Here is a 20,711-nt window from a genome sequence, read left to right as displayed (position 1 = left end):
AGTCAGCAAGTATGGTGGGGGGGGCATTTAGAGGCTGGAAAGTGTGTAGAGTTCAGGGGGCTTACCACTTCCAAGTTTCAAATACTAAGTTGTCATCACCCTAACTTTTGTTGGAGGGCCTTTAATACATGAAGAAGGGCAGGGTTTATGCTAGATTCTTTGATGATTTCTTGAATGAATGCGAGTTGGATATCGACAGTTTTTTCAAGGGCTTTAACCTCTGCTTTCAAACTTAAGTTTTGTTTTGCCAAGTCAACCTCCTTACATGAAAGCTCAGCTAGAGCTTGAACAGATTTTACGTTACCACGGTTTCTATTTTTAGCTTCGTTGTAGGCGTTTTTGATTGATGGGTAAGTACTCAATGTTTGTCTTGTTGTATGAATTTCTAGCGATTTGCTAATTCGTTCAACAAGCATGCACCAAGTTAGCTTTCCTATCCAACGGTGAAGTATTCGAGTAATATCCCGCTGCTGTTCTTTAGTTAAAGAAGGTAATGCCATTCTAGCCCTCCGGAAGCATTGCTAGTAGTGAAGAAAAAGTGTTGTTATCTTCTATATTTAATTCCGCGATAGTCTTTTCCAAAGCGGATTTAGAGCAAGGTAAAGACAACTTGCTAGTTGTCACAGTCTTTAGTTGAACATCTGTTATACGTATCTCGCTAATAGAGGCTAATACTCTAATGACGCTTCCATCATTGATTTTGGGACTTTCCATTAGCGATATCAGTTCTTTTAAAAGTTGGGTATTGCGATGATGTATATCAAACCATTTTTGTAAGCGATTGCTTTGGTAAAAGTTAGATTTCTGTTTTATGGTGTCCAATCGCAACACCTGATATTGGTAGTCCTTTTGTAATAAGTCTAACGAGTTATGATCCCCTTTCACATGGCAAGCACTAGAGCATAATGTGCATTGTGTTTCAAGATCATTCATATACTCACAAGGCGAAGTTAGCAAGTTTTGAGTGCAAAACCCGGTGCTAGTCAAGCTAGATATGCCATCGGCGATACCTGTAAGTTTTTCGTATTCTGATCTTGAATAGACCTTGATTGATTTCTGTTCTTCTTCATCTGAAAAAATAATATCTCGGACTGTACCAGTACGTTCATCTTCACTACTATGAAGATAATTTATTATATGCTCAGCCGATACTCGCTTAGACCATAAGTTTAAAATTTTATGTGGTATACCTGATCGTTCACCAGTATCATTTAACCAATGGCGAAATTGGTGAGGTGTGATCTTAAACTCCTTTTTAAAGCCGAATTCTGAAAAGATTGAACGAGAAGCTGGGTTACTAGAACCTAACATGGATGAAAATACACCTGCTAGCCGCTCTCCTGTACCTAAATAGAACCAGCTACAAGATCCAGGGCCAGCATTGCCGCCCTTGATATCGTCACGTTTTAGTTGTCTACCAGTAAAGGCAAACATCATAGAGCAAAACTTAACCTTATTACCACTCTCCATTAGACAATAAGGGAAGCTTGGTATGGATTTGTATATATGGCTTATCCACTTAACTTGAAACTCCTTAACACTCACCGATTCTTCAACTGCTTTACATCCAAGAAATAGATCAATGTCTCTTTGTTTCATGTTAGAACCAAATAGTTCGTATGCAGATGTGTTTTCTCTTATATAGACGTGGTCTTCTGGCTTCAATAAATACATCTTCTTTCGGTGATATCTTTTCCTTTTAGGTCTTACCGAACCAGTTGTTTCTGGCGGGGTAATAATCACAGCGTCTTCATCAAAAAAACCGAGAAGATATCCGAGTTGTATTAAATTGACAGGCTTATCCACTGATGCTGTGGCATTTTTTATTCTTGATTGAGAAACTTGGTATGTACCAAGTAGATTTTTTAATGGTTCATTAGGGGTTTCGTAAAATCTTGCCAGGATTCTAGCTGGTTCGGTTATAGCCCTTATATATTTTAAAGCTCTGGTAAGTGTTTCATTCATATTTGCAAGCAAATGGTTTTGATTATCTTTGTAGCCTTTTGAGCCTTGCCAATCTAGCCAATGAATATATTGGCCATTTTGGAGTTTTTTCGTTTTTATTTTTTGATTTTTAAGGGTTATTTGTTCAGCGGCAACACGGTTGGGGGACGATAAAGCCAATGCTGCCATTGTACAAGTAAATTCATAGCGTCGTTCTTTTGTAAAAGATAAATCCCATTTACCTTCATCAGAAGGAATGACTTCATGACAGATAGCACCTAGCGCTGCAATACATTTATCTTCAGGCATTTTTTCCTTGATGGCTTCGATTCTGTCATACCCATCATAAGAGTCTCTTAACCTTGACGTTTTTAAGTTAATTGGGATCAGTTGTTTTTTAGCCAACCATCTCACAAACGACTTCCGGTACCGCCCTGAGGTTGTGTTGAACCCCTCGAACAATTGGTTTAATCTTTCCTGAGTAAGTTCATGTAGTTCACATTCCAGTTCAATCATGAAATTTCGGCATGCTCTTAGCTTGCCTCTTTTAGTTTCTACAGATGTGCATTCTGCGATGACATCGAACGTATAAGCCATCATCAGGTAACGTTTCGAGTCTTCGATTTTGTAGTTATCTGAAATATGCCCGAACGACATATGCTTTTTTGTTGGGATTTGTGAATAATTGGCAAAGTAAATGTTGATTTTTTGTCCGTTTGGGTAAGTATATTTCCATGCTACATTATCAAATGAAGCGCTATTCCCTAGCTGATCCGTATAACCTATGAGCTCGGTTCTTAAAATGTCTTTCACAAGATTTTTTCGGTTTTTCTCGAAAGTGTTAAAAGAGATCATTCCTTGTCCTTAAAAACTTTATTATTAAATGATTCGCAGGCGAAAATAGTTGCTCTGATAAAGCTAACAATCTTTTGCAATCGCCGCGTTGTTATAGGTTCGGCGTTAATCTTATTAAGCTTCATCTTGCGTTCAGCTTTATCAAGGTAATATTGATGGTTTGCATCAGCTAGTGGTTTGAAGTTTGGACAAGGGTAGCAAGCGAGTGGTTTTCCAAGGGCAGAATTGCAGCTATTGCATTCATTAGGATTTGAAATAGCTGCAATCTCTTCGTCAAACTCATTTAATTGCACAAACCCTGCAGTTTGCTGAAGGTTAGCAACAGAGATTCGTCCAAAATTGTTTAGGATTTGATTGTCAGCTAAAGCTTTGTCTATTTCAGATCTAGCTTCGTTAGTTAAGTCGATATAACATGCGACTGCTTTTTGTGTAACCCCTGTCATTGAAGCCAATTCGGGACTTGACATTCCTTTGCGTGCTCCATTTGTTAAAGCTGTGTGTCTTATTCTATTGTTAGTAACCTTCAGTTTTGACGCATCAATACGGTCGCTCTGAAGGTGCTTAACAAAGTAGCGTGATGTAAACCCTTGAAGCAAAGAGTTTAAATTAGTTTCGCTTTTATGGAACGATTGAGAATGATTAGATAACGACCTAAACAATGCTTCCTTATTATAAAATTCTATTGAAAAAAGCTCTAGATCAAACAAAAAAGGTAGCTTGTTTCTTATTTCAAGAAGCTCATGTTTGTTTAGGTGAATATTTTGATTTGCTAGAGTGTTAACAAATGATTGTAGATAATGATGATGGTATAAACCAACAAGGTTAGATAATTCTGGAGTTAGTCTTATACTACGTTTTTCTGCATAGCCACGAAAATCACCTCGTTTTCCTTTGAAAATTCGGACATGTAAAGCGCCAATATCTGAAAGCTTAGGAGATTCAATATCTTCACTGAAAGGCAATGCAATAGGGCGGAAATCACACCATTTCAATTTAGTGATTTGAGTAGGACGTCTTAGGATTCCTCTCATTAAATGATGCGCAATCAAAACCCCTAGCTGATTTAAATCTGTTGGTGTATATGTTTTATTTCGATCTTTGAATAATGCTATGAATTCATCTGTCGTTACTCTCATAGCATAAGAAATAGACTGGTTTTCTTCGTCTGAATAAGCGCCTTTTTCGGCGTCTAGAAAGCTAGATCTGCTTTTCTTTACCTTGACTTGTGAAAGAAATTCACATAGGGGTTTAAAGTCTGCGTATCCAAGCTCAAGACCTTTGTTAAATACTGAAGGTACATTTTGCTTAACCCCATTATCTAATTGTGGATAAAGTTGCTTTAGTTCTCGGAGGTTTGACGGGTAATTCAATAAGTTCAGAATTTGTAAGTAAGATCTAAAGGTATTAAGCGATAGCGTTTTTGCACAATGTATTAAGATCCCCAAATATGACAATTTGAGTTCTGAGTTTGAACTATGGAGTCGGCTTAAGTCGAATTCGTTATATTTTTTTAACCCTAATACCCATGAATTTTCGATGGGTATAAAAGAGAACGCTTTATCTTTAGCATAATGAATCTGTCGAAGTTTCTTATCGGTATTTAAATCATAAATACTAGATTTAGTGTGGGAAGTATTATTAATCACAAGCCAACCTATTAATTTGCGCAGACTGCATTTCTTGATGAATTTTTTGTGCTTTTACAGCCAGATTTTTAGAGTTGTAGATCGCACCCATATTACTGTTTTCACTCCAGCCCATGGCCCCCTTGCGGATGTCCTCTCTTTGTTCTCCGGAAATACCAAGTTTCTCAGCAGCATCATCAAACTGCTCATTCCATTTATGTCTTAACATGTGGGGAGTGAGGTGAATGCCTAGATTCTTTCCGATTTTGGTAAAAATATAATCGAAGCCAGCAAGAGTTAGGGGCTGTCCACAAGTCCCTTTTTCAGACACAAAGACAAATTCGTGTTGGATCGAATCTGTAAACGATGCACGAATATTCTCCACATAATTCAGCAGCTTTTTCATAGTGTCTTTAGAAACAGGTACTACATGTTGTTTGGTTTTTTGAGATGGGATATCTTTTCTTGGATCTGTAGGATCATTTGGTGTTCTAGTGATTCGTATTCTAGGGTTATGCCAATCATCATGAACATCGGATAGTTTAATCTTAGCGACAGCACCACGTCGTAGTCCTCCCTCCATTACTAACTTTACGATGAGGTAGTTTCTTGTCCTTGCTGTATTTGTAAAAGGGTTGTCTGGACTGCTAGGGTCGATAGTTCTTACAAGCTCATCAAATATTTCATCAGAGAGTACAGATTCATTGGGATCACGAACTTGCGAATTTTCTTCTTTTAATAGTTTTCTATCTTTCTTGGCTTTGTGTATTAACAGGTCAAATTTATGCTGGGCCTCAGAGCCTGGGCTGGAAGAAAAATGATGCATGTAATGAAGGTGTTCAATATATTCAATAAGTAAGGTTAGCCTTATTTTCACTGTATTATTAATAACCTTGTCATCCGCTGCCCTGGAAGCATGTATTAATTTATCTAATTGCTTATCTCTAAACTGGGTGAATGACGAAACGTTGCCCCCACTTCCCATCCATTCCGATTTCTTATAATGGCAATGGCGATGTAGACCTTCATATTCCTCTATAGTCAGGTATCTACCGTCACGAATTCTCGAAGGTAAGTCTATTGATTTTGTGACAAAGTAACGATGTATGAACAATAGCTGATTCGCATAGCTCTTCTTGGTGTTAAGAGTTTTGTAGTGTTCAAGAAAGGTTGTAAGAAAAGGGCACAGGGGGATGAAATTTTCATCCACAATGCTGATATCACCCCCGCCAGACTGTGTTTTAAAACTAATCACTCGACCTGTTGTATTCATTACAAAAAAATGCCCTTAATAAAAATAAGTAAGTATGGGTTGATTGGTTATAACGTTAAGGATTTTTATTCCAACTATATGAACTGTTAGTTGTTTAATCAATGTAGTTTGCTTTACATATTTTTACAAAGAATAATTTGCAGGCTTTTTGATGGTAGAGAAGTTCGGTTACTCGGCGGCAGACGTTACTCTACTGTTCTTAATTAATTACCTGTTTAACTTCTTGTTTGCTAAGCGTATCGGTAAGTTCATTGGTGTAGTGGGTGAGCGTAAAGCGCTTATCTTCGAGTATGTGGGTTTGATTGGTGTGTTTGTCGGTTACGGCTTGGTGCAAAGTGCAGAATGGGCGGCAGCGTTGTACGTGGTCGATCATCTATTCTTTGCTCTCGCTCTAGCAATCAAAACCTACTTCCAGAAGATTGCCGATCCGGCTGATATGGCTTCCACAGCGGGTGTGTCTTTCACTATCAACCATATTGCAGCTGTTGTCATTCCCGTTGTATTCGGTGTGATTTGGCTCTCTTCGCCTGCGACTGTCTTCTACATTGGTGCAGCAATGGCGGCGGTTTCTTTGGCGCTGTCTTTGAATATTCCGAAGAAGCCAGAAGAGGGCAACGAAGTACGAATGTTTAGCTGGCGCTAATGTCATGGTCACCTAACGTGAGATAAATAAAAAGCTCCAATAGCGATATTGGAGCTTTTTTAGTTTTTGCTGTTCGCTCGTCTAAACGATTTGTTGCTTTAAAGAGTCAGCAAAGCGCTTCTTATAACTGCGTAACATGCTAAAGCTGACGATTGCCGTTAGAGTTTCCGCGAACAGAATACTTGCCCAAATCCCTTGTTCTGGGAACAGCTTTGGCAGAATGATGATACCCAAAGCCACGAACACAAAACCGCGAGCAAGAGATATCAGCGTTGCCTGTTTAGGTTTGGCAGTCGCTTGAAACAGGTTGGCAATCACTAAGTTGATTCCCATCAGCGGCACACCAAAGAAAAAGAAAGTGAGTGCGGTCGCGGATAGCCCAATCAAATCACTTGAAGATCCCAGATAAAGCGCTGCGATTTGAGGTGCGAACAGATACACAATCCCCATAAATACTAGGCCACTGCCAACCGCACTTTTTAATCCTAAGCGGAAGATTTCTTCGATGCGATTTGGCTGGTTCGCACCATGGTTGAAGCTAATGATAGGCTGACAAGCTTGAGCGATACCGACCATCACAAATAGAGCAAAGACCCCGATGTTGGCTGTTAAACCATAAGCGATAATATGGTTCTCACCAAACTGATCTAACAGTACATAGTTGAACAGCAAGATCGTCATCGCTGCTGTTACTTCAATGAAGAAAGTTGGAGTGCCAATCTTCAGGATGCTTGGCAGTTTATCAAATCCAATGCCTTTTAAACTCAGCGTTAAGGTGCCTTGTTTGCGTACAAAGTGGCTCAATAAAATACAAGCAATAACACCTTGGGCAATGGCTGTGCCGTAGGCGGCCCCTTTCATGCCCCAGCCCCATTTTAGGACGAAGAAGTAATCCAACACGAGGTTGACCACAGCACCAATCGACATTGCGTAAGTCGCCAGTTTTGGATTGGTATCGTTACGCACAAAGCACGACATAACCCAAGCTAACGAGTAGAGCACGAAGAACTGCAGCATTACAGATAGGTAGTCGTGAGTGAGCTCTGCCATGTATCCAGAAGCCCCCATCAGCGCAATAATCTCATCGAGCCAATACAAGGCAATGCTGACGGTCACTGTGCTAAACAGAGCGGTGATCAACATCGATTGATTAAACAGAGTTTGCCCAGAGGTTACGTTGCCTTTGCCCACTTCAATAGACATCAGAGCCGCACCACCAATACCAACCATCATGGCAATTGCAGTGAATATTGAGAAAGCAGGGATGGTGAGAGCGATAGCGCCCAAGCCATCAGGACCGACACCATGCCCAACGAACCAAGCGTCTCCCATTATGAAAAGGGACTTGATCACCATGCCGGTTAGCGCTGGCCAAAGGTATTGATAAAAGGACTTAGATATTGGATCGGTTTTTAGGTTGATGGCCATTCGAACAAGCTCCCAAAAAATTGGATTTAACCAAATTGGATAGATAAAGAGGGAGCATTATCGGAACTTAATTGAGGCTAAAAAAGGGATTATCTGCGTATTATATTGCACTATCTGCACATCGAGCTCGAAACTGTGCTGGTGACTCTTTCATCTGTCCGCGATAAAAACGGCTGAAATAGGCCGGGTCTTCGAAGCCGAGTTCAAAAGCGATGGTCTTGATGGTCTTGGCTGAGAAGATCAGTTCTCGATTCGCTTCTAAAATGATCCGATCGTGGATCAATTGAGTGACGGTTTTACCTTTTTCAGCTTTGACGATCTCGTTAATGCGTTTGTTGGTTATCGACAGAGCTTGCGCATAAAAATCACAATGTTTATGGGTGGCGTAGTGCTGCTCAATTAAATCAACCACCTTGTTCACTCGGCTATCGCGTACTTCACCTTTCAATGAGGATTGGCTAGCAAAGCGCAGGATGTAGCGCAAAAAGCTATTCATGAGTGATTCTACTAAGTCCCAGTCGCTTTCTTCTCGTGCACATTCTTCTTTCAGCATGTCGAAAATAGGCAACAGGTAGCGGTTGCCTTCTTCACTGCAATCCAAATAGGGAGGGCGGCTTTGGTGCATGGCAAAAACAGTATCGACCAGCTGAGTGTTGCGGTGATTGGTTTTAACAAAGCCAGGAGTAAATACCAGTAAACGAGCACTTTCTCCGACTAGCTCCGAGCGGTGTACTTGGCCCGGTGCAATGGTGAAAATACGGCCGATCTTATTGTCGTAGTCAACGAAATCAATGCTCTGACTGCCATGATTATCCACGCACCATACTAACTCCCAGTATTCATGTCTGTGCGGTTCTAAGAACGCATCGTCGTTATTCGTCAGTTCCTCAACCCTACAAGGTTGACCTTTGACAAGACGCATGTGTTTGATGGGATTACTCATGACATTCCTTTGTGGAGAGATAACTAAGGGTATCAACCAGAGCTGGCAATAATGGCTGAGTCTAATGTAGTTGATTGCGATGTTTAAGTCATTCGCTTGGTAAGCGGTTCAATATGAGAAGGGGTTGGCTGTAAAGGGGCAGTAAATTGTGAAGGCGTGTTGGGGCTAAACAAAACCCCAGGAGCATATGGTGAGCTTCTGGGGCAGTTTGAATGCGGTTTATCTTAGTATTTAGCTGCTTAGTTACTGCTTGCCGTTTTAAGCGTTGAACGTAGCTTGAAGATGCTCTTTGGTGCTTTAGTTAGCAAGATGCCACAAAGCAGAGGGATCATCATAAGCAGAGACTGTTCCGATAGCACTTCACCATTGATGTAGCAAGAGATCAGCAGCGCAACCACTGGGAAGATAAGGAAACAAATGGATGCTTGGAACGGTGTCGAAACCTGACCTAGTTTGAAGTAAGCCACAATACCGCCGACACTCGCTACAAAACCGAGGTACACGACCGCTGAGATAGAATCCCAAGTGAAAGATTCTACGTTCACGTTCTCACCTACTGCCGATACTGCAAACAAGAAAATCGCAGCAATGAAACTTGGTACAGCGTTGTAAGTCAGTACCTCGATGCCTTTACAGTGTTTTTGAACTAACACGTACATTACCGCGTGAATTGCAACCGCAAGACCCAGGCAAACCGTACCGATAAAGTAGTCATCACCGCCCATTTGCATTTCGTTTCCAAGAATTAAACATAGGCTCACAACCGCAGTCACTAGGCCGAATATTTGATGTTTTGCTAAGCGTAGACCAAGGAACAAACCCGACATCAGCATCACAGCAACTGGCATGTTGGCGAAGATGATCGAAGCCAAACCAGAAGAGATGTATTGCTCACCATAGATCATCAAAGTGAACGGAATAGCGAAATACATCAGTGCCACAATAAGCAGCCATTGACGCTTACCCTTAGGGAACAGTAAAGGTTGATTGAAGGCTTTTGCTAATACTGCAAGCAGAGGGGCTGCAAGTAAAAAGCGCAGTCCAGTAGCAAAAATTGGTGGGATAGAATGCAATGCCACTTCCATAGCGAACCAAGTGGTTCCCCAAATTAAGCAAACAGAGACAAAAAGCAAGATAGTTAGCGACTTCGAATTCATGGTGACTACTCATTAATAATTATTTTAAATCATAGGCTTGTAGCGCCTTAATGACGTGGCACAGTATAAGGAGGTCGTCGGAGAAAAAAATTGTCTTTTTGTCTCTAATTGGCATGATGTGTAGAAATTAAATCTCTAATATAACTATTGAAAAGTAAATATTTTTATCAATTGATAGTCATATAAAGACATTATTCTTTGTGAGGTTTAATTTAGGTTGAGAATTGAGCTATTTAGCGGCGCTTAATTGCTCTATTCCCTAACTCTCTTCTCGACAAAACCGTTACTAGCAGCAAAGTTATCGTATTAAGTGTTTAAAGTTTATTTGGTTCACGTTCATACTGAACAAAGACCGACATAGCATGGAAATGAGGTAGGGCATTTGAAAAACACAATCGACTTAAATCTGTATCGATTTTTGGACCTGCTTTATGAGCAACAATCTCAGGCGAAGGTATGCCATATTCTGGATATCAGCCGCGCCACGTTTAATCGTCATCTTTCAGATTGCCGAGACTTGTTTGCTAATGAGCTATTCATTGCAACCAAAGGTGTTTATACGCCGACTTTGTTCACTACGCAATTGATGCTAGTGGTAAAAGAACCGCTGGAAAAGCTAGAGCAAGCGCAGCAAATATCGCAGTCGTTTATAGGTAACGATTCGAACATCGAATATGTTTTTCACGCAGCCAACCCGCTGAGCACACTGTTTACGGTCCCTTTGTTGCAAGGGCTGACTAATGAGGAGTCAAAGCCCAAGATATCGATGATGGATTGGTCTTTAGATGGCGTTGAATTCCCTAAAGCAGGCACCTTAGCGATTGGTGTGTCGGGCTACCCAAATGAACTCAATGACCGCATTGTTGAGCGCAAAGTGGGCTCGTTGGAATTGTTTGTTTATGTGGCGGGTACTCACCCTTTAGCAAAAAACGAAGCCATTGACCTCAATCAACTAGAGAGCTTTGATACGGTGCGCGTTTCGATGGGGTCATTGGATGCTAACTCCTACTACGAACGCCTAAAAAAACGCACCGGCTTGGTATTGCAACAGAAACTGACTGTTGCATCGGTATCCTCCGCATTGGAATGTGTTCAAGTCAGCCAGTATGTCTACGTTGGCTTTGATATGGATTTGGCCTCTATTCCTAGCGGACTGATCAAACGACCTGTTTTATTCAACGGAGAAGCGGTGACTTTTGATGTGGGGATTCAGTACCACCGTGCTTGTTATCAGCACCCGATAGTCAAACGGATTGAGCAGATCTTAAGTGAGGCTTTAGAAAGCTGTTGATGAGCTGAAGGATGATACAAAGAATGATAGAAACAAAAAAACGCGCCGATGAAGGCGCGTTTTAGTTACTGTCTGCAGGTGTCTAATTGAACCTACTGAGTGTTACAGCTTAACTTCTTCAATGTCGCTTGGCTTCCATGTTTGGTCATACCAAGCTTCTTGAGGACCGTAGAGTCTTAGAATCGTAAACCAGCCTTTGCCCGGAACGGTTTCTATCCAGTTCGCTTCTTTGCCTTCTGGCGCTGTTGGACCAAAGAACAAATCAACCGAGCCATCTTCATTTTCAATAAAATCATCACGCTGGTTATTCTTGCTTGGCAGCGGCTGACTGGTTTGTAGCTCTGAACGCGTTTGTGTGTCGTAAGCCACAATCGACCAGAAGTTCTTAGCCGGAACATTCGCTGGGATATTCAACTTATAGTGCTTACCACCATCAAAATATTCACCGTCTTTCGCTTGATCAAGTAATGCGTATTTAGAGCCTTTTTCTATTAGCTTGAGCGACATTGCTGGGGTATTCACCGTTGCAACATAGAAGAAGTAAGAGCGAGCATCTAGGTTGCGTCCGCCTTCACCTTGGTCAACAAGCCATTGGTAATCGTCACCAATAAATGCAGTCTTCCATAAACGATCTTCATAAATGTAAGCCTTCTTGTCTCTTGGCTGGAAGTAAAGAGATCTTGCTGTTGCATTGCCAATCGCGACGCCATCTTTCATCAGCTTCTTCATGCGCTCATCGGGTGCAAAAGGTTTGTTCTTTTGGATACCAATGCTCGACATCAGCCCGCGCAGTTCAGGGTCGATGAATGACACCGGCTCTTTGTCCAACACGGTTTTAATTTCTGAGTAGAAGTGCTCGTCGTTCGCATGAATGGTATTAAACGATTTGCCACTACCCGAGATGAACTCCATTTTCGGTTGATCATCTTTCTTCGCTAATGGGTAGATTTTTAGTTTCTCTTTATATGCCTTCACTGCAGCATCGGTTTTACCATCTTTCAGAAATCCGCGAGCGATAAACCAGTTGGTATAGCTGGTGGATTGTGAAACAAAGTAACCTTCAGGCACTTCGCCTTCATAACCCGGAGGTAAAATCAGATATTTACCGCCTTTACCTTTATCTGGTCCTACGATGCCTAGGTCAGTCACAAAGCGGAAGAACGCATCGTTCACCGTAGTTGGTCCCATACCTTCGGGCACTTCAATGACGGTTGGGCCATCTTTCTCCAAGTCTAGGAAAACAGAAGCGTAAACCGTGTCGGTGTTACCGGTTAGAAATAGCGGGTTCGAATCCATCAAGTTATCAAATACCACCACTTGGTTTGACGATGTTGAACCAATTTCGGCATGACCAACTCGCAATGCTTCTACCGAAGCCATTGGAATTGCATTGAGGAACACTTCTGTTGAGCGAAGTGTATCTAAGTTGTCATACAGTTTTTGTGCGGTTTCAGCCGTTGGCGCACCATCTTTAAAGTTCAGCTCACCGATGCTGGTTTGGACTGTATCTGCCGTCATAATGCTCGGTGGGATATCGGTATTGTAGTTTTCCGTCGCCAGTACTTGATGTGAGATAAAGAGACTGCTCGCCAACACAAGTGCTTTTAGCTTCGACTTAATCATGATGTCACCTTTCAGTTTCGTTTCGATGCACTTACTTTAAGTTAGTCGAAAAAACATATCTGATACGCGATAGGCTCAAAAATGAGTTTCAAAGTGAGGAGCAATCCGAAAGGGTTAGAAGAGGCTCTCAGATCGGTGTGGAAATGCTGTAATAATTAGTTCTATAGATAAAACAAAGCCCGCACTTGGCGGGCTTGTGAGTCGTAATCTAGATTTTTACTGAGTAACGGGTTTGACTGTCTTGGACTGTCGGATTGCAAGAATCAGTTGTGGTAGCAGTGACATGATGATCATGCCTGTCATGAGTGAGTATTGTACCGCAGTAAAGGATTCGCCCATTAACACCATACCTGTCACGATGCCCGCTACTGGGTTGGCGATACCACCAAAGGTAAAATCAACCACAGTCATACGCTGTAGTAGCCATACATACATACCGTAACCAAGCGCTGTGTTTAGCCCAATCACCCAAACCAAGCCCATTGCGTTGCGAGTATCGAAATGAGTCACAGCATTCACATAAGGCTGCGGGTCAATGAAGGCATGAACGCCGGACGCGACAGACAAGATTGCCCCGCCCAGAATCAGCTGCCATGTCAGTACCTTCCACCAGTGCATACGATTACCCAGTGATTTGGTAATGCTGCTGCCGATAACGATACACATGATCGCGGCAAACATGGCACCTAAACCGATAGGGTTCAATGCGATTTGGCTTGGGTTGAATAGAATCCATGCCAAGGTGACCAGTCCGATACCTGACAAAGCTTGAATCAAATGTGGGCGCTGCTTTTTCACTACCCAATGGAAGATCATTGCGAACACAGGCACAGAGATCATACCCACGCCCGAAATCGCTGAAGGCAGCGTCAGTGCCATCACGAAGATCAAACCAAAGAAGGTCGCGATGTTGATCAGGCCTAGAGTGAAAATGATTTGCCACTCGCCTTTTTTCGGCAGTGTTGGTTTTACCGCTAGCAATAACAAACCAGCAGGTAATGCACGCAAAGCACCTAGTAATAGTGGTGGCCACTCCTGTAGCGTAAATTGCGTCACTGCATAAGTTGTTCCCCAGAAGAATGCGGGAATCATTGCTAATAATATGTTCATCTAAAATATCTTTACGTTAAGATAACTATTGTGTGAACTGTATACTGAGAACTAGTGGTTGTAAAGTATCTTTATGTTAAACTAGTTTAAAGTAATCAGACTAATAACGGAGCTAGATTGCAAATGGATGCTATCGACCGCGTTGTAGAGCAATGGGCAAAGGAAAAGCCCGAATTAGAAACTGAGCCTATGGCAATGATGGGCCGGATTATGCGTATTGCCAAGTATATGGAGACGCAAGTTGCCGACCTTCATAAAAAATACGACATGAAATTAGGCGAGTTTGATGTATTGGCGACCTTGCGACGCTCTGGCAAGCCATACCGACTAACGCCCTCTGAGCTAATTGGATCAATGATGCTGACATCAGGTGCGATGACTAATCGTCTTGATAAACTGGAAGCTAAAGGGTTAATCAGCCGCGAGCACAGTAAAGAAGACCGACGAAGCGTCAGCGTGAAATTGACCAAAGATGGTTTAGTGCTGATTGATGAGATGATGACTGAGCATGTCGAAATGCAGAAAAAGCTGGTTAAGTCTTTATCGGCTAGCCAGAAGAAAAACACTAACCAACTTTTAAAAACTTGGTTGAGTGCTTACGAGTAGGTTCGCTTATCTCTTTTTAGATTCATTAAAAAACCGAAGCATAAGGCTTCGGTTTTCTTTTTTAAGTTATCTCTATTGCTGAATTAAGCTTGCAGCATCTCGTCGCTAAACAGCTCTGCGCAGCCAATTCCGTTGATGGCGCAGCTTTCATCGATGTCTGATATGTCACCGCTGACGCCAATGGCACCGAGTACCGTTTTATCTTTGTCTCGAATCAGTAAGCCCCCTGGTACTGGTACCATGTTTCCGTGTGCGAGTACGTTCACGGCGGAGATAAATGCTGGCCTGTTGTCAGCATCTTGGGCGAGTTTTCTTGAGGAACACCCTAGTGCGAGTGCGCCCCAAGCTTTAGCGATGGCGATATCAGGTCGCATCATGCTGGAGCCATCTTGACGTTGCAGAGAAATCAGTTTGCCACCGCTGTCTAACACAGCAACAGTGAGTGGCTCGGTATGAATCTTTTTGCCTGCTTTAAAGGTGCCATCTATGATGGTTAACGCTTGTTGTAGAGTCAAACTTCCCATGTTATCTCCTAATTTTCAGGGGCTTGGCTATTTCAAACAGACCCTAATCAGTGCTAAGGGTCTGTTTGAATCGCCGCAAGACGCCTAGCTGGATTCTTGCAAAAGCCCATAGCTGGGTAAAGTTAGGAAGGCAGCGAACTCTTCGGCTGTAGAAAGTTGATAGAAAAGATCGGCTGTCTCTTCAAATCGACCTGCTGCGTAGCGCGAGTCACCGACTTCGTGTTTTATTGTGTCTAACTCTTGGTAAAGCCAAGAGTGGAACAGTTGTTTGGTAAAGGTTTGGCCGTCATCGAGTGTTACCCCGTGGTGGATCCATTGCCAGATATTGGCTCTTGAGATCTCAGCGGTGGCGGCATCTTCCATTAGTCCGTAAATAGGTACACAGCCGTAGCCTTGGATCCAAGCCTCGATGTAATACAACGCAATACGGATATTCTTGCGTACGCCGGCCTCGTCGCGGCTGCCTTCACATGGTTTAAGTAAGGTGTCGGCATTGATGGTGTGTTCAGGGCTTTGGAAATCCATCTGATTCACTTTGCCATCAAGGTGCTTGTCGAAGATCGACATCGCTAAATCAACTAAGGCTGGGTGCGCGACCCATGTGCCATCGTGGCCGTTTTGCGATTCTCTTTGTTTGTCTTCAATAACCTTAGCGGTAACACGCCCCATCTCTTGCGGATCTTTTGCTGGAATGAAGGCTGACATGCCCCCCATCGCCAATGCTCCACGAGCGTGACAAGTACGAACCAACAGCTGGCTGTAAGCGTTAAGGAACTCTTGATCCATGCCGATCCCGTGACGGTCTGGCAAGATACGATCTTTATGATTTTTCAGTGTTTTGATGTAGCTAAAGATGTAATCCCAACGGCCGCAGTTCATCGCAACGATGTGATCGCGCATGGCGTACAAGATCTCTTCCATTTGGAAAACGGCCGGCAGCGTTTCAATCAATACGGTCGCACGGATGGTGCCTTTTGCTACGTTGAAGTAATTCTCGGTGAAACTGAAAATGTCGTCCCACCATTGTGCTTCTTCCATGCTCTCAAGCTTTGGAATGTAGTAGTAAACACCCAAGCCTTGCTGCGCACGTGATTGATAGTTGTGGAAAAAGTACAACGCAAAGTCCATCAGACAACCCGCGATAGGTTGATTGTTGAATTGAATCGATTGTTCAGGGAGATGGATTCCACGAGGGCGAGCGATTAACAACGCAGGGTCGCTGTTTAACTGGTAGTTCTTTTGTTTCTTCTCATCGAAATAGCTGATGGTGCCTAAATTGGCATCTCTTAAGTTAATTTGTCCTTCGACCATGTTGGCCCAAGTTGGGGAAGACGCATCCTCAAAACAGCACATGAAGACTTTCGCACCTGAGTTTAATGCGTTGATCACCATCTTTCTCTCGATAGGGCCTGTGATCTCTACGCGACGATCTAGTAGTTCTGGTGGCGGTGTTGCGACTTTCCACTCTTTATTCTGACGAATAGAGATAGTGTCTTTTCTAAAATTAGGTAGCTCACCATCATCATATTGCGCTTGTTTTATGTCGCGATCATTTAGCAGGGCATGACGGCGATCTCCAAACTTGTTAACGATAGCTTCTAAGAACTTCAATGCATCTTTAGACAAGATCTCTTTGTACTCGGGGTTGTCCATATTCCCAAGTACCTGCATACACAGTGTTTCTTCTCTTTCTTTCACGTCATTCATCATTGTTTGTCTCCTTTACACAATACGATGTCATTTTGTATACAAAATTTTATTTTTAACGGTATTTATATTGTAGAAATTGTAAACAAGCAAATGGTATTTAACATTTATTTATCATTTGATCTTTTTGGAATTTATTTTTACGTAAAGATATTTTATGTAAAGCAATGAATTGTAAGGTTTTCAGGCTTGTTTGCTGTTCAATAGGATAGGTTGATGTAACAAAATTGTTTCAAATTGGGTTTGATAAATGCTGAGGATGATTCATAGTACACAAAAGTTAATTTAATTGTATACAATCTGAACTGGAGGTTCGAATGGCAATTATGAAAGCGATTGAAGCAGCGGTTGAAGTGCTTAAACGTGAAGGAGTAGACATCGCATTTGGTGTGCCCGGCGCAGCAATAAACCCAATGTACGCAGCAATGAAAAAACTCGGAGGGATCGATCACGTCTTAGCTCGACATGTAGAGGGTGCCTCACACATGGCTGAAGGCTACACACGTACGAATCAAGATAATATTGGTGTGTGTATTGGTACTTCAGGTCCAGCAGGGACGGATATGATCACAGGTCTTTATTCGGCATCGGCTGACTCTATCCCTATCCTATGTATTACTGGTCAGGCTCCACGTGCTCGCCTTCATAAAGAAGACTTTCAAGCGGTCGACATCGAATCCATTGCCAAGCCTGTTACTAAGTGGGCAACCACGGTATTGGAGCCAGCTCAAGTGCCACGCGCTTTTCAAAAGGCCTTTCATTTGATGCGTTCAGGACGTCCTGGCCCTGTACTGATTGACCTACCTCTAGATGTACAGTTAGCCGAAATTGAGTTCGATATTGATACCTACGAGCCGCTTGAACCATACAAACCAAAAGCGACTCGCGAACAGGTTGAGAAAGCACTCACCATGATGGCACAAGCTGAAAAACCTCTGATTGTCTCAGGTGGTGGTGTTATCAACGCAGGCGCATCTGAGCTGCTGCAGCAATTTGCTGAGATCACAGGTGTACCAGTAATTCCAACCTTGATGGGGTGGGGTTCTATCCCAGATGACCACGAGTTAATGGCGGGTATGGTGGGTCTACAAACCTCTCACCGTTACGGTAATGAAACCATGCTGAACTCTGATTTTGTATTTGGTGTGGGTAACCGTTGGGCAAACCGTCACACCGGCTCTGTCGATGTTTACACGGAAGGTCGTAAGTTTGTTCATGTCGATATTGAACCTACCCAAATTGGTCGCGTGTTCTGCCCTGATTTAGGCATTGTTTCAGACGCAAAGTCGGCACTTGAGCTCATGGTTGAAGTCGCTAAAGAGTGGCGCGATGCAGGTAAATTACCAAACCGAAGTGGCTGGGTTGGCGAGTGTCAGGAGCGCAAGTCGACCATGCTACGTAAAACCAATTTCGATGAAGCACCGATGAAACCGATGCGCGTTTATGAAGAGATGAACAAAGCCTTTGGTCGTGATACTTGCTACGTCAGCACCATTGGTTTGTCTCAAATTGCTGCGGCGCAGTTCCTTCATGTGTATAAGCCTCGACATTGGATCAACTGTGGTCAGGCTGGCCCGCTTGGTTGGACAACACCTGCTGCACTGGGCGTTCGAGCTGCGGATCCGGACCGCGATATCGTCGCTATCTCTGGTGACTACGACTTCCAATTCATGATTGAAGAACTGGCAGTAGGTGCTCAATTCAACCTGCCATATATCCATGTGCTGGTGAACAACTCCTATCTAGGCTTGATTCGCCAAGCGCAGCGTCAGTTTGATATCGATTACTGTGTGCAACTGGCATTTGATAACCAGAATGCGCCAGAGCTTGAGGGCTACGGTGTTGACCATGTTGCTGTTGTTGAAGGACTTGGTTGTAAGGCGATTCGAGTTCGTGAACCAGACCAAATTGCAGCTGCGTTTGAGCAAGCTAAAGAGCTAATGAACAAGCACAAAGTGCCTGTGGTTGTTGAGCTGATTTTGGAGCGCGTGACCAATATCTCTATGGGCGTAGAGATCAACGCCATCAACGAATTTGAACCGCTTGCAGAAAGCAGCAGCGATGCACCAACCGCGCTAGCGTACAAGTAATCACGAAGTAATGTGTATCCGTAGAGCGAGATTGAGCTCTACGGAAAGCCTCCAATAGAGCGAGGCTTCACCAAACCACATTAGCTTCATCAAACAAAGAGTAAGGACAGAATCATGGCAAAATTTGCAGCAAACTTGTCAATGTTATTCACGGAAGTTGATTTTATGGACCGTTTTGAAGCCGCCGCAGAGGCAGGTTTTCAAGGCGTCGAATACCTTTTCCCATATGCCTTTGATGCGGATGAGATTAAACAAAAGCTTGATGCTAATAATCTAGAGCAAGTGCTATTTAACTTGCCAGCTGGTGATTGGGATGCAGGCGATCGTGGTATTGCGGTTGACCCAGCACGCGTTGAAGAGTTTCAAGCTGGCGTGCCTAAAGCGATAGCTTATGCCAAGAAACTGGGCTGTAAACAGGTGAACTGTTTGGCGGGCATTGTCCCACAGGGAGTGACTGCGCAAGATGCTCAGGCGACCTTTGTGATTAACCTTCACTACGCCGCAAATGCTCTGGCTGCCGAAGGCATTAGCCTAGTGATTGAAGCGATTAACACGCGCGATATTCCGGGCTTTTTCCTGAACACCACAGAGCAAGCTAAAGCCATCATTAAAGAGGTGGCGAGCGATAATCTTTCTATCCAATACGATATCTATCACATGCAGATTATGGAAGGCGATCTTACGCCGACCATGCAGCAGAATATTGGTCAAATCGCTCACGTGCAGCTGGCTGATAACCCTGGTCGACACGAGCCTGGTACCGGAGAAATCAATTACCCATTCGTACTTAACTACCTTGATGAGCTTGGCTATCAAGGCTGGGTTGGCTGCGAATACAAACCGAAAACGACAACGACCGAAGGCCTTGGTTGGCTGAACCAGTACCGTTAATTGCGCCTGGTAACCCTCAAACGTTAAGGAGAACAACATGTCTAAAATTGCATTTATCGGAACTGGCATCATGGGTAAACCTATGGCGAGTAACCTTCAAAAAGCGGGTCACGACTTGATTCTGTCGGATCATTTCAACGCTGCTCCTGCCGAGTTGGTTGCAGCAGGCGCAACGGTTTGTCATTCCCCAGCCGAAGCCGCGGAACAGGCAGATGTCATTATTCTTATGGTGCCGAACACCCCTCAAGTAGAAGAGGTGCTGTTTGGTGATAACGGTGTCGAGCAAGGTCTTACTGCTGGTGGTGCGACGGGCAAGTTAGTCATCGATATGAGTTCTATCTCACCTATCGCGACGAAAGCCATTGCAGCGCGTATCAACGAAGGTGGTGCGTCATACCTAGATGCCCCGGTTTCTGGTGGTGAAGTGGGCGCGATCAATGCTGCACTGACCATTATGGTGGGTGGTGAGCAAGACGCTTTTGATAAAGCTCGACCTCTATTTGAAGTGATGGGCAAAAACATCACGCTGGTGGGGGATAACGGTGCAGGGCAAACTTGTAAGGTTGCCAACCAGATCATCGTTGCATTGAACATTGAAGCGGTCTCTGAAGCGCTAGTGTTTGCATCAAAAGCCGGCGCTGACCCAGCACGAGTTCGTCAGGCGCTACTGGGCGGCTTTGCTAATTCTAAGATCCTTGAGGTACATGGTGAACGAATGGTGGAAGGCACATTTGACCCTGGCTTTAGAATCTCGCTTCACCAGAAAGATCTAAACCTTGCGCTAACAGGGGCACAAGAGCTAGGCGTTGCGCTGCCAAACACAGCTATCGCGCAAGAGCTATTTGGCGAATGTGCTGAAATGGGCGGTGAAGGTTGGGACCACTCTGCGCTGATTCAAGCGATAGAGAAGCGTTCTGATCACTCAATTCGCTAATCCTTAACGAGTAATTCGTCTAAATAATTGGTTTTGTCGTTTCTGCTGAAACCAAAACCAATGAACC

16 protein-coding genes and 1 pseudogene are annotated in these 20,711 nt (G+C 43.4%); 6 read left to right on the top strand and 11 right to left on the bottom strand.

Annotated features, from left to right (window positions below):
- Positions 1-95: 95 nt before the first annotated feature.
- The 4 genes from OH460_RS00580 to OH460_RS00565 are packed head-to-tail and all read right to left on the bottom strand — an operon-like array spanning position 96 to position 5,697.
- Positions 96-500, bottom strand: coding sequence for a hypothetical protein (locus OH460_RS00580; protein WP_269994052.1), 405 nt, complete (start codon positions 498-500; stop codon positions 96-98).
- A 1-nt stretch (position 501) separates the two neighbouring features.
- Positions 502-2,799, bottom strand: coding sequence for a hypothetical protein (locus OH460_RS00575; protein ID WP_269994050.1), 2,298 nt, complete (start codon positions 2,797-2,799; stop codon positions 502-504).
- Positions 2,796-4,445 carry a hypothetical protein gene (locus OH460_RS00570; RefSeq protein ID WP_269994048.1) on the bottom strand — a complete coding sequence of 550 codons (1,650 nt, stop codon included), beginning with the start codon at positions 4,443-4,445 and terminating at the stop codon, positions 2,796-2,798. Before OH460_RS00570 ends, OH460_RS00575 begins: the two co-directional genes overlap by 4 nt.
- Positions 4,438-5,697 (bottom strand): tyrosine-type recombinase/integrase, encoded by a 1,260-nt coding sequence (locus OH460_RS00565; RefSeq protein WP_269994046.1) that lies wholly within the window; start codon positions 5,695-5,697, stop codon positions 4,438-4,440. Before OH460_RS00565 ends, OH460_RS00570 begins: the two co-directional genes overlap by 8 nt.
- Before the next feature lie 136 nt (positions 5,698-5,833).
- Between OH460_RS00565 and OH460_RS00560 the strand changes: the two are divergent.
- Positions 5,834-6,340: pseudogene (locus tag OH460_RS00560) on the top strand (MFS transporter); the annotation flags it as partial.
- Between the two features lie 81 nt (positions 6,341-6,421).
- Here OH460_RS00560 and OH460_RS00555 read toward each other — a convergent pair.
- From OH460_RS00555 to OH460_RS00545, 3 genes are all read right to left on the bottom strand, one after another.
- Entirely contained in the window at positions 6,422-7,768 is a 1,347-nt protein-coding gene (locus OH460_RS00555) for an MATE family efflux transporter (protein ID WP_269994044.1), read from the bottom strand.
- Positions 7,769-7,868: 100 nt separating this feature from the next.
- Positions 7,869-8,711, bottom strand: a complete 843-nt coding sequence (locus OH460_RS00550) for a helix-turn-helix domain-containing protein (protein ID WP_032498301.1) — start codon at positions 8,709-8,711, stop codon at positions 7,869-7,871.
- 239 nt (positions 8,712-8,950) lie between these two features.
- On the bottom strand, positions 8,951-9,868 hold the full coding sequence (locus tag OH460_RS00545; RefSeq protein ID WP_269994041.1) for a DMT family transporter: 918 nt from the start codon (positions 9,866-9,868) through the stop codon (positions 8,951-8,953).
- A 382-nt stretch (positions 9,869-10,250) separates the two neighbouring features.
- Here OH460_RS00545 and OH460_RS00540 point away from each other — a divergent pair, with 382 nt between their 5' ends.
- Positions 10,251-11,159: a LysR family transcriptional regulator gene (locus OH460_RS00540; RefSeq protein WP_269994039.1), complete on the top strand. Its 909-nt coding sequence runs from the start codon at positions 10,251-10,253 to the stop codon at positions 11,157-11,159.
- Between the two features lie 102 nt (positions 11,160-11,261).
- Here the strand turns inward: OH460_RS00540 and OH460_RS00535 are convergent, their stop codons facing one another.
- On the bottom strand, positions 11,262-12,782 hold the full coding sequence (locus OH460_RS00535; RefSeq protein ID WP_269994037.1) for a DUF1254 domain-containing protein: 1,521 nt from the start codon (positions 12,780-12,782) through the stop codon (positions 11,262-11,264).
- A gap of 216 nt (positions 12,783-12,998) precedes the next feature.
- Positions 12,999-13,892, bottom strand: a complete 894-nt coding sequence (locus OH460_RS00530) for a DMT family transporter (RefSeq protein WP_004737458.1) — start codon at positions 13,890-13,892, stop codon at positions 12,999-13,001.
- Positions 13,893-14,015: 123 nt separating this feature from the next.
- Between OH460_RS00530 and OH460_RS00525 the strand changes: the two genes are divergently transcribed.
- Complete coding sequence (locus OH460_RS00525) at positions 14,016-14,498, top strand: MarR family winged helix-turn-helix transcriptional regulator (RefSeq protein ID WP_004737459.1); 483 nt, start codon at positions 14,016-14,018, stop codon at positions 14,496-14,498.
- Positions 14,499-14,581: 83 nt separating this feature from the next.
- On the opposite strand, the gene OH460_RS00520 is transcribed toward OH460_RS00525, so the two are convergent.
- On the bottom strand, positions 14,582-15,022 hold the full coding sequence (locus OH460_RS00520; RefSeq protein WP_017631066.1) for a GlcG/HbpS family heme-binding protein: 441 nt from the start codon (positions 15,020-15,022) through the stop codon (positions 14,582-14,584).
- A gap of 84 nt (positions 15,023-15,106) precedes the next feature.
- The gene (gene aceB / locus OH460_RS00515) at positions 15,107-16,732 is read right to left on the bottom strand and encodes a malate synthase A (RefSeq protein WP_269994030.1); all 1,626 of its coding nucleotides are present in this window, start codon (positions 16,730-16,732) and stop codon (positions 15,107-15,109) included.
- 314 nt (positions 16,733-17,046) lie between these two features.
- Here aceB and gcl point away from each other — a divergent pair, with 314 nt between their 5' ends.
- From gcl to OH460_RS00500, 3 genes are all read left to right on the top strand, one after another.
- Entirely contained in the window at positions 17,047-18,819 is a 1,773-nt protein-coding gene (gene gcl / locus OH460_RS00510) for a glyoxylate carboligase (RefSeq protein ID WP_061032996.1), read from the top strand.
- A gap of 114 nt (positions 18,820-18,933) precedes the next feature.
- Positions 18,934-19,710 carry a hydroxypyruvate isomerase gene (gene hyi / locus OH460_RS00505; protein ID WP_269994027.1) on the top strand — a complete coding sequence of 259 codons (777 nt, stop codon included), beginning with the start codon at positions 18,934-18,936 and terminating at the stop codon, positions 19,708-19,710.
- 37 nt (positions 19,711-19,747) lie between these two features.
- Positions 19,748-20,644 (top strand): 2-hydroxy-3-oxopropionate reductase, encoded by an 897-nt coding sequence (locus OH460_RS00500; RefSeq protein ID WP_008220968.1) that lies wholly within the window; start codon positions 19,748-19,750, stop codon positions 20,642-20,644.
- The last annotated feature ends 67 nt before the right edge of the window (positions 20,645-20,711 follow it).

Source organism: Vibrio sp. Makdt, from assembly GCF_027587015.1.
In the GTDB taxonomy this organism is placed as follows: Bacteria; Pseudomonadota; Gammaproteobacteria; order Enterobacterales; family Vibrionaceae; genus Vibrio; species Vibrio chagasii_B.
This window is presented reverse-complemented; position numbering and strand designations above follow the sequence as displayed.